The sequence below is a fragment of the Actinotalea sp. genome (assembly GCF_035443605.1).
Classification (GTDB): domain Bacteria; phylum Actinomycetota; class Actinomycetes; order Actinomycetales; family Cellulomonadaceae; genus Actinotalea.
The window spans coordinates 1-13,102 of record NZ_DAORSQ010000077.1 but is presented as its reverse complement, the minus strand read 5'-3'; the positions used below and the strand labels follow the sequence as shown (position 1 = coordinate 13,102).

Sequence of the window (13,102 nt, the reverse complement as noted above, 5' to 3'; positions counted from 1 at the left end):
TGGTCGGCGACCTGTTCGGCGCGGGCAAGATGTTCCTGCCCCAGGTGGTCAAGTCCGCGCGCGTCATGAAGGCCGCCGTGGCGCACCTGACGCCGTACCTCGAGGCCGAGAAGGCCGCGGCCGAGGCCGCCGGCCTGGTCGGGGCCCGCGGCAAGGGCACCGTGGTCATGGCGACGGTCAAGGGTGACGTCCACGACATCGGCAAGAACATCGTCGGCGTGGTGCTGGGCTGCAACGGCTACGTCGTCCACGACCTGGGGGTCATGGTCCCGGCGGAGAAGATCCTCGCGGCGGCGGAGGAGCTCGACGCCGACGTCATCGGCGTCTCGGGCCTCATCACGCCGTCGCTGCACGAGATGGTGGCCCTGGCCACCGAGATGACGCGCCGCGGGTTGACCACGCCGCTCATCGTCGGCGGCGCGACGACCAGCCGCGCGCACACCGCCGTGAAGATCGACCCGGCGTACGCGCACACGGTCGTGCACGTCGTGGACGCGAGCCGCGCCGTCGGCGTCGTCGCGGACCTGCTCGCCCGGCCGGCGGAGATCGCCGCCCGGGTCGAGGCCGACTACGCCGCCCTGCGCGCCCGGCACCGCGACCGGGACCACGTGCTCGTCCCGCTGGACGACGCCCGCGCGCGCGCCACCCGGCTGGCCCCGCCCACCGTGCCGGCTCCGCTGCGGCCCGGCCGGCACATCGTCACGCCGTCGATCGCCGAGCTCGCCGAGGTCATCGACTGGACCCCCCTGTTCACCAGCTGGGAGCTGCGCGGCACCTACCCGGCGATCCTGGCCGACCCGCGCCAGGGCGAGCAGGCCCGGATGCTCTTCGCCGACGCCCAGGCCCTGCTCGCCCAGGTGATCGACGAGGGTCTGCTCACCGCGCGCGGGGTGTGCGCCGTGTGGCCCGCGCGCCGCGTCGGCGACGACATCGAGGTGCACGCGGTCGCGCCGCCCGTGGGCCCGGCGCAGCCCCTCGCCGTGCTGCACACGCTGCGCCAGCAGCGCGAGCGCGCCGGGGACCTCACGGCGCTCGCCGACCACCTCGCCCCGGCGGGGGACCACCTCGGCGGTTTCGCCGTCGCCATCCACGGCGCCGAGGCGCTCGCGGCGACGCACGAGCTGGCCGGGGACGACTACACGGCGATCCTCGTCAAGGCCCTCGCCGACCGCCTCGCGGAGGCCTTCGCCGAGTGGCTGCACCGGCTGGTGCGGACCGAGATCTGGGGCTACGCGCCCGACGAGGCGCTCGACGTCCACGACCTCGTCAAGGAGCGCTACCAGGGGATCCGCCCCGCGGCGGGCTACCCGGCGCAGCCCGACCACACGGAGAAGGGCACGCTCTTCGCGCTGCTCGACGCGGGCGAGGTGGGTCTGGGGCTCACCGAGTCGTACGCGATGACCCCGCCGTCCGCGGTCGCGGGCCTCTACCTCGCCCACCCCGACGCGCGGTACTTCGCGCTGGGCCGGATCGGCCGCGACCAGGTGGTCGACTACGCCGCGCGCAAGGGCTGGGACCTGGCCACGGCCGAGCACTGGCTCGCCCCGAACCTCGCGTACGACCCGGCCGGGGACTGACCCCCGCTCCCCCGCACCCGCCCCTGCGGTCCTGGAACCGATCCGCGACCCCGGGGCCCTGATCCGTTCCAGAAGTCGGCGACGAGGGCGCGTAGGTTGGGTCCATGCGCTTCGGACTCTTCATCCCCCAGGGCTGGCGGCTCGACCTCGTCGGCATCGACCCCGCGGACCAGTGGGCCGCCATGAACGGCCTCGCCCGGCACGCCGACGCCGGCGACTGGGAGTCGATCTGGGTCTACGACCACTTCCACACCGTCCCGGCGCCCACCACCGAGGCCACCCACGAGGCGTGGACCCTCATGGCCGCCTTCGCCGCGAGCACCTCGCGCGTGCGTCTGGGGCAGATGTGCACGTGCATGGCCTACCGCAACCCCGCCTACCTCGCGAAGGTCGCGGCGACGGTCGACGTCATCTCCGGCGGCCGGGTCGAGATGGGCATCGGGGCCGGCTGGTACGAGCACGAGTGGCGCGCCTACGGGTACGGCTTCCCGGGGGCAGGGGACCGGATCGCAGCCCTCGACGAGGGCGTGCAGATCATGGAGCAGGCCTGGCGCACCGGCGAGGCCACGCTGGACGGCAGGTTCTACCAGGTCGACGGCGCCAGGGTGCACCCGCGGCCGCTGCAGGCTGGCGGCATCCCGTTCTGGATCGCCGGCGGCGGCGAGCGCAAGACGCTGCGGATCGCGGCCCGCTCGGCGCACTACACCAACTTCGTCGGGACGCTCGAGGGGTTCGCGCACAAGTCGTCGGTGCTCGAGGGGCACTGCCGTGACCTGGGCCGCGACTTCGGCGAGATCACGCGCTCGGCCAACTACAACGTCGTCATCGGCCGCGACCAGGCCGAGGTCGACGCGCGCCTCGCCTGGATCGACGCTCACTACCGGCCCGTCGTGCCGGAGAAGGTGGACAGCACGGTCGAGGACTTCCGCACCGGGCCGCTCGTCGGCACGCCCGAGCAGATCGTCGAGCGCCTGCGTGCGCTCGAGGCGATCGGCATGACCTACGCGATCACGTACTTCGCCGAGGCCGCCTACGACCGCTCCGGCATCGAGCTCTTCGAGCGCGAGGTCATCCCGGCCCTGCGCGGCTGAGCAGCCCTCCCTCAGTCCCGCTCCGCGACCACCATCGCCGAGGCGATCCCCGCGTCGTGCGAGATCGACAGGTGCAGCCGTGCGACGCCCAGCTCGGCGGCGCGCGCCGCGACCGTCCCGCTGATCTCGACCTCGGGCGGCCCGCCGACGACGCGGTGGACGGTCGCGTCCTGCCAGCTCATCGTCCCGGGGGCGCCGAGCGCCTTGGCGATGGCCTCCTTGGCGGCGAACCGTGCCGCGAGCGAGGAGGCGGGCAGGTCGCGCTCCGCGGGCGTGAAGAGCTTCTCGCGCAGGCCGGGCGCGCGCTCCAGGGTCGCCATGAACCGTGCGACGTCGACGACGTCGATCCCCACCCCGACGATCACGGGGTCACCCCGCCGTCACAGACCACCGCACGCCACCATCACGCGGCGGCCCTACTCGACCGTGACGGACTTGGCCAGGTTGCGCGGCTGGTCGACGTCGAGCCCCTTGGCCGTGGCGAGCTCCATCGCGAAGATCTGCAGCGGCACCACCGAGACGAGCGGCGCCAGCAGCACCGGGGTCTGCGGGACGAAGAAGACCTCGTCGGCGAAGGGCAGCACGTCCGTGTCGCCCTCCTCCGCGATGACGAGGGTCCGCGCCCCGCGGGCCCGGATCTCCTGGATGTTGGAGATCACCTTGGAGTGCAGCGAGTCGCGGCCACGCGGTGACGGGACGATGACGAAGGCGGCCTGCCCCTCCTCGATGAGCGCGATCGGCCCGTGCTTGAGCTCACCGGCGGCGAAGCCCTCGGCGTGGATGTAGGCGAGCTCCTTGAGCTTGAGCGCGCCCTCCATCGCCACCGGGAAGCCGACGTGGCGGCCGAGGAAGAGCACCGAGGTGACGTCGACCATGGAGCGGGCGACCTGCCGCACGTGCTCGGCGCCGTCGATGACGGCCTGGACCTTGTCCGGGATCTCGCGCAGGTCCTCCAGGATCTCGGCGATCTCGTCGGGGAACTTGGTGCCGCGCAGCTGGGCCAGGTACAGGCCCAGCAGGTACGCCGCGGTGATCTGGGCCAGGAAGGCCTTGGTGGACGCCACCGCGACCTCGGGGCCGGCGTGCGTGTAGAGCACGGCGTCGGACTCGCGCGGGATGGTCGAGCCGTGCGTGTTGACGATCGCCAGCACCGTGGCGCCCTGCTCGCGCGCGTGCCGCACGGCCATGAGCGTGTCCATCGTCTCGCCGGACTGGCTGACGGCCACGACGAGGGTCTTGGAGTTGACCACCGGGTCGCGGTAGCGGAACTCGTGGGCGAGCTCGACCTCCACCGGGATCCGGCACCAGTGCTCGATCGCGTACTTGGCGACCTGACCCGCGTACGCGGCCGTGCCGCACGCGATGACGATGATCTTGTCGATCTGCCGCAGCACGGCCTCGTCCACGCGCACCTCGTCGAGGATGAGGCGCCCCGACGGGTCGGTCCGACCCAGCAGCGTGTCGGCAACGGCGTGCGGCTGGTCGTGGATCTCCTTGTCCATGAAGGACGCGTAGCCGCCCTTCTCCGCGGCGGCGGCGTCCCAGTCGACGGTGAAGGTGCGCGGCGTGACGACGTTCCCGTCGAAGTCGACCACGTCGACGCTGCCCGGCGTGATCGTCACGACCTGGTCCTGGCCGAGCTCCATCGCCTCACGGGTGTGCGCGATGAAGGCCGCGACGTCCGAGCCGAGGAAGTTCTCCCCCACCCCGAGCCCGACCACCAGCGGCGAGTCGTGCCGCGTGCCGACGACGGTGTCCGGCGCGTCCGCGTGCACGGCCAGCAGGGTGAACGTGCCGTGCAGGCGCCGCGCGACGGTCCGCATCGCCTCGGTGAGGTTGCCGCAGTCGTCGTAGGCGGCCCCGAGCAGGTGGGCGACCACCTCGGTGTCCGTCTCGCTGAGCATGGTCACCCCGGCGGCCGCGAGCCCGGCCCGCAGCGTCGCGAAGTTCTCCACGATCCCGTTGTGGATGACGGCGAGGCGCCCGTCCGCCGACAGGTGCGGGTGGGCGTTGACGTCGTTGGGCGCACCGTGGGTCGCCCAACGGGTGTGCCCGATGCCGGCGGTCGAGGGCGCCATCGGGTGCGCGGCGACCTCGTCGGTGAGGTTCACCAGCTTGCCGGCCTTCTTGGCCGTCGCCAGGCCGTGGGGGGTCACGAGGGCGACGCCGGCCGAGTCGTAGCCGCGGTACTCGAGCCGGGCCAGACCCCCCAGTACGACCTCGAGCGGGCGACCGCCCGGCTGCTGACCTCCGACGTACCCGACGATTCCGCACATGGGGGCGAGTGTAGACCGGCGCCGCCCGCCGCCCGCCGGGCCGACGTGGCTCCGCCACCCCCGCCGATCCGGCAGACTGCACACCGTGGCACCGCACGAGACAGCGCCGTCGACGCCCTACGTCGACCTCGACCGTCAGGCCTGGAGCCGGCTCTCGGCGTCGACGCCGCTGCCGCTCACCGACCACGACGTCGAGCGCCTGCGCGGTCTGGGCGACCCCATCGACCTGGCCGAGGTGGACGCCGTCTACCGCCCGCTCTCGCGCCTGCTCAACCTCTACGTCTCGGCCACACGCGGGCTGCACGCCGCGTCCTCGACGTTCCTCGGCGAGGCGGCCGAGCGCACGCCCTACGTCATCGGCATCGCCGGCTCGGTCGCGGTGGGCAAGTCGACGACCGCCCGCGTGCTGCGCGAGCTCATGGCACGCTGGCCGGAGACCCCGCACGTCGAGCTCATCACCACGGACGGGTTCCTGCACCCCAACGCCGAGCTCGAGCGCCGCGGGCTCATGGAGCGCAAGGGGTTCCCCGAGTCCTACGACCGCCGCGCCCTGCTGCGCTTCCTCGCCGCGATCAAGGCGGGCCGCCGCGAGGTCAGGGCGCCCGTCTACTCGCACCTGTCCTACGACATCGTGCCCGGTGAGGCCGTCGTCGTGCGCCGCCCCGACGTGCTCATCGTCGAGGGGCTCAACGTGCTGCAGCCGGCGCGCGCGACCACCGTCGGCGGGTCCAGCCTGGCCGTGAGCGACTTCTTCGACTTCTCGATCTACGTCGACGCCCGCAACCGGGACGTGCGCCAGTGGTACGTCGACCGGTTCCTCGAGTTCCGCACGACGGCCTTCGCCCGGCCCGACTCCTTCTTCCACCGGTACGCAGGGCTCGACGACGACGCGGCACGCGCCCGTGCCGAGCACATCTGGGACACCATCAACGCACCCAACCTCGTGCAGAACATCGCACCCACCCGGGGCAGGGCGACGCTCGTGCTGCGCAAGGGCCCCGACCACGCCGTCGAGCGCGTGCGGCTGCGCAAGCTGTAGGACCCCGCCCCCGGCCGACGACCGTCGCGCGACCTCAGGCCGGGGTGCTGGGCGAGGCCGCCGGGTCGACGGGGTTCTCCGGTAGCGAGGGCGCAGCGGGCGCAGCGGCCGTGTCCCTGCCGCCGAAGCGGCGCTCGGCCACCCAGCTGAGCACCGGGTCGATGATCATCCCGAGCAGCAGGCCGCCGGCCACCCCCACCCCGACGGCCAGGAGCGGGTGCTCGCCGAGCCAGATGCCCGCGCCGATGCCCAGCATCACGGAGTAGATCGACCACGTGATGGCCGCGATGACGGCGAGCAGGGTGAACCGCGGCCGGTGGAACCGCACGGCCCCGGCGGTCATGTTGACCGCCACGCGCCCCACGGGGATGTAGCGCGCGGCGATGATGAACGCCGCGCCGCGCTCGGCCAGTGCGCGCTCGGCCCAGCCCAGCGCGCGCTGCTGGCGGGCCCCGCGCATGATCCGCAGGTCTCGGACGGTGAGCCTGCGCCCGATCGAGTACGCGATCTGGTCGCCGGTGAAGGCACCGGCCGCCGCGACCGCGCCGAGGACGTAGAAGTTGGGCTCGCCCGTGGACACCGCGAGGGACGCCAGCGCGATGATGACCGACTCGCTGGGGATGGGCGGGAAGAACCCGTCGATGGTCGCGAAGACGTAGAGCGCGACGAACACCCACGGCGACCCCGCCAGCGCGACGACCCACTCCTCGACCACGTGTCCTCAGATCTGCTCGGTCGCACGGCCGCTCGGCCGACGGGTCAACGCTAGGGCGGCCGGACCACCCCGGCACATCGGGGATCACCCCCATGCGACCCCGACCGGACCATCCTCGCCGATGCCCGGACGTGGGGCGTCCCCCGGACGGCGGACCCCGACGCGGTCGCGCTCCGCCGGGAGGGGGACCGGCGGGTGGACGGGCTACGGCAGCGGGAAGCCCAGCGCGGCGGCCGCCGCTTCGGGCGTGGCGTCACGCGACCAGCGCAGGGCCTCCCCCGGCGCGACGAGCGAGCGCATCTGCGCGACGTCGACGTACAGGCGCCCGGCGAGGTGGTCGGTCTCGTGCTGCACGATCCGCGCCGGCCAGCCGGTGAGGACCTCGTCCACGGCCCGGCCGAGCTCGTCCGTCCCCGTGAGCCGCACGGAGCGCCACCGAGCCGTCACGGCCTGCCAGCCGGGCACCGAGAGGCACCCCTCGTAGAACGCGACCCGCTCCGTGCCCACCGGCTCGTACCGCGGGTTGACGATCACCCGGAACGGGACCGAGGCACGCTCACGGGCGAGCGCGGCCTCGTCGTCGAGCACCCACGGGTCCTCCAGCACGGCGATGGCGACGCCGAGCCCGATCTGCGGTGCGGCCAGGCCCACCCCTGGCGCCGCGTGCATCGTCAGGCGCATCGCCTCGACGAGCGCCGCGAGCTGCCCGCCGGCCAGCTCGCCGTCGTAGGGCGCCGCCGGGGTGCGCAGCACGGGGTGCCCGGCCTGGAGGATCGCCAGCGGTCGCGGGCCGGCGAGCAGCAGCTCGACCTGCTCCCGCAGGGACGGCCGCAGCGGGGTGCCGGTCACGTCACAGGGCCAGGCGCTGCCGCACGACGTCGGCCAGCCGGTGCGCGACGCGGTCGGCCTCGGCCTGCTCGGCCGCCTCCACCATGACCCGCACCAGCGGCTCGGTGCCCGAGGGTCGCAGGAGCACCCGTCCGGTGCGCCCCAGGCCGGCCTCGGCCTCGGCGACGGCCGCGAGCACGCCCTCGTCCGTGGCCGCACGCGTGCGGTCCACGCCGGAGACGTTGACGAGCACCTGCGGCAGGCGCCGGACCGCGGCGGCGAGGTCGGCCAGCGAACGACCGGTGGCCGCGACGCGCGCCGCGAGCTGGATCGCCGTGAGGGTGCCGTCACCCGTGGTGGCGTGCCGGGAGAGGATGAGGTGGCCGGACTGCTCGCCGCCGAGCGTGTAGCCGCCGGCGCGCATCGCCTCGAGCACGTAGCGGTCCCCGACGCCCGTCTGCACGGTCCGGATGCCGGCGTCCGCCATCGCGAGCTGGAGGCCGAGGTTGCTCATCACCGTGGTGACGAGGGTGTCGGACGCTAGCTCGCCACGCTCGCGCAGGGCCACGGCGAGGATGCCCATGATCTGGTCGCCGTCCACGAGCGTGCCCTGCGCGTCCACGGCGAGGCAGCGGTCGGCGTCGCCGTCGAACGCGGCGCCCAGGTCGGCACCGGCGGCCACGACGGCGGCCTGGAGCTGCTCGGGGTGCGTGGAGCCGCACTTCTCGTTGATGTTGCGGCCGTCCGGCGAGGCGTTGATGACCACGACGTCGGCGCCCGCCGCGCGCAGCGCAGCCGGACCGACGGTGCTGGCGGCCCCGTTGGCGCAGTCCACGGCGATCCGCAGCCCCTGCAGGGTGCCGGCGGTGCCGTTGCCCGGCAGGCTCGCGACGAGGTGCTCGACGTAGGCCGCGGCGCCGCGAGCCGTGTCCTGGGTGATCCGGCCGACCTCGGCCCCGGTCGGCCGGTCCCACGGCTCGCCCATCCGCTGCTCGATGGCGTCCTCGACGTCGTCGGGCAGCTTGTGACCGCCGCGCGTGAAGAACTTGATCCCGTTGTCGGGCATCGGGTTGTGCGAGGCGGAGAGCATGACGCCCAGGTCGACGCCCAGCGCGCCCGTGAGGTGCGCCACTCCGGGCGTCGGCAGCACGCCGACGTCCAGCACGTCCACCCCCGCGCTGGCCAGGCCCGCCGCCACGGCCGCGGAGAGGAACTCCCCCGACGCGCGGGGGTCGCGGCCGACGACGGCGCGCGGCCGGTGGCCCTCGAACGCGCCAGAGGCCCCGAGCACGTGCGCCGCGGCGACCGACAGGTCGAGGGCGAGCTCCGCCGTGACGTCCCGGTTCGCGAGACCGCGCACCCCGTCAGTTCCGAACAACCGGCCCATCAGACCTCCTCGTCGTGGCACGACAGTGCCACATCCCGTCGCGGCGCGTGGCGCCTTGGCCCGAGACGGCCGACGGCCCCGATGGAGACCATCGGGGCCGTCGGACGGACGGATGTCAGCGCTTGGAGTACTGCGGGGCCTTGCGCGCCTTCTTCAGACCGGCCTTCTTGCGCTCGACGACGCGGGCGTCGCGGGTGAGGAAGCCGGCCTTCTTCAGTGCCGGGCGGTTGTGCTCGGCGTCGATCTCGTTGAGCGCACGGGCGATGCCCAGGCGGAGCGCGCCGGCCTGGCCGGAGACCCCGCCACCGTTGATCCGGGCGACGACGTCGAAGCGACCCTCGACGTCCACCAGGGCGAACGGGGAGTTGACCAGCTGCTGGTGCACCTTGTTGGGGAAGTAGTCCTCCAGGGTGCGGCCGTTGACCTTCCACTGGCCGGTGCCGGGCACGAGGCGCACGCGGGCGACCGCCTCCTTGCGCCGGCCCAGCGCGTTGGCGGGGGCGGTCAGGCTCTGGCCGCGACCCGTGGGGGCAGCGGTCTCGGAGGTGTAGCTCGTGGGCGTCTCGTCCTCGACGTCGACGGTGGTCTCAGCCACGTGTGTGTCCTCGCGTCCGTATGGGGTGTCTGCCAGCAGGCCGGGGCCTACTGGGCGACCTGGGTGATCTCGAAGGGCTTCGGCTGCTGGGCCGAGTGCGGGTGCTCGGAGCCCGAGTACACCTTGAGCTTGCTCAGCTGCGTGCGGGCGAGCGAGCTCTTGGGGAGCATGCCGCGGACGGCCTTCTCCACGGCGCGGTCGGGCCGCTTGGCGAGCAGCTCCGAGTACGGGACGGCGCGCAGGCCGCCCGGGTAGCCGGAGTGGCGGTAGGCCATCTTCTGCTCACGCTTGTTGCCGGTCAGGGCGACCTTGTCGGCGTTGATGACGATGACGAAGTCACCTCCGTCGACGTGCGGGGCGAACGTGGCCTTGTGCTTGCCGCGCAGCAGGATGGCGATCTGGGTGGCCAGGCGACCGAGCACGACGTCGGTCGCGTCGATGACGTGCCAGGTCCGCTCGACGTCGCCGGGCTTCGGGGTGTACGTGCGCACGGTCGTAGCCTTCGTCTCGTATCGCTGAATGAGGTGCATCGGTGCCCGGGCGGCGCTCTTGCGAGCTCCGATGGGCCCCGATGAGGTCGGGCGTCGGCGTCTGACGCGGCTCGTGAGGGCACGACGGGGACGCACAACGACATCCCAGAGTACCTGCCCGGCGGCGGGAGGGTCAAAACGCGGTGCTGCGGCCCTCGCTCAGCCCACCGCAGACCCCGTCCCGACACCCGCGACGACCCCCGCGACGGACCCCCGGACGTGCGCCGGCTGGAGCGCCGCGCCGGCCGCTGCGACGACCCGCGCCGTGAGGTCCAGCAGGGTGGGCGCCTCGACCTTCCAGTGCTGCCAGAACAGCGGCACGTCGAGGTGCCGGCCGGGCAGCACCTCGGCGAGCTCCCCCGCGTCGAGCAGCCCCTGCGCCGCCGTCGACGGCACCATCCCCCAGCCCAGGCCGGCGCGCACGACGGCGACGAACGCCTCCTGGGACGGGACGTGGTGGACCGGTGCCGGGCCGCGCGCACCGAGCGCCCGCGCGAAGGTCGCCTGCAGCGCGTCGTGCCGGTCGAACGCCACCTGGGGCGCCGCGGCGAGGGTCGCGCCGTCCACCCCGTCGGCGAACCACCGGGCAGACGGCGCCGCGACGGCGAGGTAGCGCATCGCGCCGAGCGGGCGCACCCGGCAGCCCTGGACGGCGCGCCCGTCCGCCGTGACGGCCGCCATCGCGGTGCCGTCGCGCAACAGGTCGGCCGAGCGGTCCTGGTCGGCCCGGCGCAGGTCCACCAGCACGCCGGCGGGCAGACCCGTCAGCGCCGCGGCGAACCACGAGTCCAGCGAGTCGGCGTTGACCGCGACGGTCACCGTCACCGGGCCGCCGTCGCCCGGGCCGCGCAGCAGCGCCCCGGCCTCGCGCTCGAGCAGGGCGAGCTGCCCCGCGAGCCGGACCAGCACCTCGCCGGCGCCGGTGGCCCGGCACGGCCGCGCGCGCCGCACCACCACCTGGCCGGTGCGCTGCTCGAGCGCCTTGATCCGCTGGCTCACCGCGGACGGCGTCAGGTGCAGCCGCTGGGCGGCGGCCTCGAACGAGCCGGCGTCGACGACGGCCGCGAGCGCGGCGAGCTGGGCACGGTCGAGCTCCATGATGAAGAGTATTTCATGGTTGGTGAAAATCATGAACTGGCCTTCAGCGATGCGGGTCCCTAGCCTCGAGCCGTGACCCCGACCGCACCGATGGCAGCGACCGCCGTGACGGTACTGACCACGGCACCCGCCCTGACCGCCCTGGCCGGCTTCGGCGCAGGGCTCTCGCTCATCGTCGCGATCGGGGCGCAGAACGCGTTCGTGCTGCGCCAGGGCATCCGACGCGAGCACGTCGCGGCCGTCGTCGCCGTCTGCGCCCTCGCCGACGCGCTGCTCATCGCCGCCGGCGTCGCCGGCCTCGGTGCCCTCGTGGGCGGCTCGCCCGTCGCGCTCGACGTGGTGCGCTGGGCCGGCGCGACCTTCCTGCTCGTCCTGGCCGTCGGCGCCCTGCGCCGGGCGCGCCGGCCCGAGCACCTCGACCCGGCCGATCGGGCGCCGGCCCGGCTCGGTCCGGTGGTGCTCACGACCCTGGGCCTGACCTTCCTCAACCCGCACGTGTACCTCGACACGGTCGTGCTGCTCGGCGGTCTGTCCAGCCAGTACGGCGACGAGGGTCGCTGGCTGTTCGGCGCCGGTGCCGTCGCGGCGAGCGTGGTCTGGTTCACCGCGCTCGGCTTCGGCGCGCGGCGCCTGGCCCCGCTCTTCGCCCGGCCGCGCGCCTGGCAGGTGCTCGACCTCCTCGTCGCCGTCGTCATGGCGGCGATAGCGCTCTCGCTGCTCCTGTGAGCCGCGGCGCACGCGGCCCGGGCGGGTCTCAGCGCGCGCGCTCCACCCGCGCCACGTCCCACACGGGCCCCGGGGTCTCCACGACGGCGCCGTCGGAGCCGAAGAGCAGGAACCGGTCGAACCCGCGCGCGAACCACCGGTCGTGGGTCACGGCCATCACGGTGCCCTCGAAGGCGGCCAGCCCGCGCTCGAGGGCCTCGGCCGAGTGCAGGTCGAGGTTGTCCGTCGGCTCGTCGAGCAGCAGGAGGGTGGCCCCGCCCAGCTCGAGCAGCAGGATCTGCATGCGCGCCTGCTGGCCGCCGGACAGCGTGCCGTAGGTCTGCTCCGCCGCCGCGACGAGCTCGTACCGGTCGAGCGCCTTGCTCGCCTGCTCGCGGCCCATCCCGTCGCGGCTGCCCTCGCCGCGGTGCAGGATCTGCAGCAGCGTGCGGTCGGCGAGCTCGGGATGGGTGTCGTTCTGAGCGAACCAGCCGGGCCGCACGCGCGAGCCGAGCGCGACCTTGCCGGTGTGGCGCACGGGCGGGACGGGGTGCGAGCCGTCCTCGAGGACCGGCGCGTGCTCGCGGTCCGGGTCGCTGCCCCCGGCGGCGAGCAGCCGCAGGAAGTGCGACTTGCCCGAGCCGTTGGAGCCCAGCACCGCCACCCGCTCGCCGAACCAGACCTCGAGGTCGAACGGCGCCATGAGCCCGGTGAGCTCGAGGCGCTCGGCGACGACGGCGCGCTTGGCCGTGCGGCCGCCGACGAGGCGCACCCGGACGTCCTGCTCGCGGGCCATCTCCGGCGGCGGGCCGGCCTCCTCGAACTTGCGCAGGCGCGTCTGGGCCGCCTGGTAGCGCGAGGCGAGGCCGTCGTTGAACGCCGACTTGGTCTTGAGCGTCAGGACCAGCTCTCGCAGCTTGGCGCGCTCCTCCTCCCACCGCCGGGTGAGCTCCTCCAGCCGCGAGCGCCGGTCGTCGCGCGCCTGGCCGAAGCTCGCGAACCCGCCCGGGTGCACCCACAGCACGGAGCCGGCCGCCGTCGGCTCGAGGCTCGCCACACGGGTGGCCGTGCGCGACAGCAGCTCGCGGTCGTGGCTCACGTAGAGCACCGTCTTGGGCGAGGCCGCCAGCTGGTCCTCGAGCCACCGCTTGGTGGGCACGTCGAGGTAGTTGTCGGGCTCGTCGAGCAGCAGCACCTCGTCGGGGCCGCGCAGCAGCGCCTCGAGCACGAGCCGCTTCTGCTCGCCCCCGGACAGCGTGCG

General features: G+C 74.0%; 13 protein-coding genes. 4 read left to right on the top strand and 9 right to left on the bottom strand.

The annotated features are described in order from the left end of the window. Both PKY62_RS09545 and PKY62_RS09540 read left to right on the top strand, forming a co-directional pair. The coding region (locus tag PKY62_RS09545; protein WP_324536478.1) for a vitamin B12 dependent-methionine synthase activation domain-containing protein at positions 1 to 1,577 on the top strand (1,577 nt) is incomplete at its 5' end. 104 nt (positions 1,578 to 1,681) lie between these two features. After that, a complete protein-coding gene (locus PKY62_RS09540) occupies positions 1,682 to 2,668 on the top strand; it encodes an LLM class F420-dependent oxidoreductase (protein WP_324536477.1) in 987 nt (328 codons plus the stop codon). A gap of 11 nt (positions 2,669 to 2,679) precedes the next feature. Here the strand turns inward: PKY62_RS09540 and PKY62_RS09535 are convergent, their stop codons facing one another. Together PKY62_RS09535 and glmS are read right to left on the bottom strand one after the other, a co-directional pair. Continuing rightward, the gene (locus tag PKY62_RS09535) at positions 2,680 to 3,033 is read right to left on the bottom strand and encodes a holo-ACP synthase (protein WP_324536476.1); all 354 of its coding nucleotides are present in this window, start codon (positions 3,031 to 3,033) and stop codon (positions 2,680 to 2,682) included. Between the two features lie 51 nt (positions 3,034 to 3,084). Further along, positions 3,085 to 4,944 carry a glutamine--fructose-6-phosphate transaminase (isomerizing) gene (gene glmS / locus PKY62_RS09530; RefSeq protein WP_324536475.1) on the bottom strand — a complete coding sequence of 620 codons (1,860 nt, stop codon included), beginning with the start codon at positions 4,942 to 4,944 and terminating at the stop codon, positions 3,085 to 3,087. 85 nt (positions 4,945 to 5,029) lie between these two features. Here glmS and coaA point away from each other — a divergent pair, with 85 nt between their 5' ends. Then, complete coding sequence (coaA, locus tag PKY62_RS09525; protein ID WP_324536474.1) at positions 5,030 to 5,983, top strand: type I pantothenate kinase; 954 nt, start codon at positions 5,030 to 5,032, stop codon at positions 5,981 to 5,983. A gap of 34 nt (positions 5,984 to 6,017) precedes the next feature. Here the strand turns inward: coaA and PKY62_RS09520 are convergent, their stop codons facing one another. The 6 genes from PKY62_RS09520 to PKY62_RS09495 all read right to left on the bottom strand — a co-directional run bounded on the left by PKY62_RS09520 (position 6,018) and on the right by PKY62_RS09495 (position 11,169). Beyond that, positions 6,018 to 6,698 (bottom strand): DedA family protein, encoded by a 681-nt coding sequence (locus PKY62_RS09520; RefSeq protein WP_324536473.1) that lies wholly within the window; start codon positions 6,696 to 6,698, stop codon positions 6,018 to 6,020. A 204-nt stretch (positions 6,699 to 6,902) separates the two neighbouring features. Beyond that, on the bottom strand, positions 6,903 to 7,547 hold the full coding sequence (locus tag PKY62_RS09515) for a peptide deformylase (protein ID WP_324536472.1): 645 nt from the start codon (positions 7,545 to 7,547) through the stop codon (positions 6,903 to 6,905). 1 nt (position 7,548) lies between these two features. Next, entirely contained in the window at positions 7,549 to 8,913 is a 1,365-nt protein-coding gene (gene glmM / locus PKY62_RS09510) for a phosphoglucosamine mutase (protein ID WP_324536471.1), read from the bottom strand. A gap of 115 nt (positions 8,914 to 9,028) precedes the next feature. Continuing rightward, positions 9,029 to 9,508, bottom strand: a complete 480-nt coding sequence (gene rpsI, locus PKY62_RS09505; RefSeq protein WP_324536470.1) for a 30S ribosomal protein S9 — start codon at positions 9,506 to 9,508, stop codon at positions 9,029 to 9,031. Positions 9,509 to 9,555: 47 nt separating this feature from the next. After that, positions 9,556 to 9,999, bottom strand: coding sequence for a 50S ribosomal protein L13 (rplM, locus tag PKY62_RS09500; RefSeq protein ID WP_324536469.1), 444 nt, complete (start codon positions 9,997 to 9,999; stop codon positions 9,556 to 9,558). A gap of 198 nt (positions 10,000 to 10,197) precedes the next feature. Next, positions 10,198 to 11,169: a LysR family transcriptional regulator ArgP gene (locus PKY62_RS09495; RefSeq protein WP_324536468.1), complete on the bottom strand. Its 972-nt coding sequence runs from the start codon at positions 11,167 to 11,169 to the stop codon at positions 10,198 to 10,200. Between the two features lie 57 nt (positions 11,170 to 11,226). Between PKY62_RS09495 and lysE the strand changes: the two genes are divergently transcribed. Further along, entirely contained in the window at positions 11,227 to 11,862 is a 636-nt protein-coding gene (gene lysE / locus PKY62_RS09490; RefSeq protein ID WP_324536479.1) for an L-lysine exporter, read from the top strand. Positions 11,863 to 11,890: 28 nt separating this feature from the next. On the opposite strand, the gene PKY62_RS09485 is transcribed toward lysE, so the two are convergent. Then, positions 11,891 to 13,102 (bottom strand): ATP-binding cassette domain-containing protein (locus PKY62_RS09485; RefSeq protein ID WP_324536467.1); only part of this gene is annotated, 1,212 nt, incomplete at its 5' end.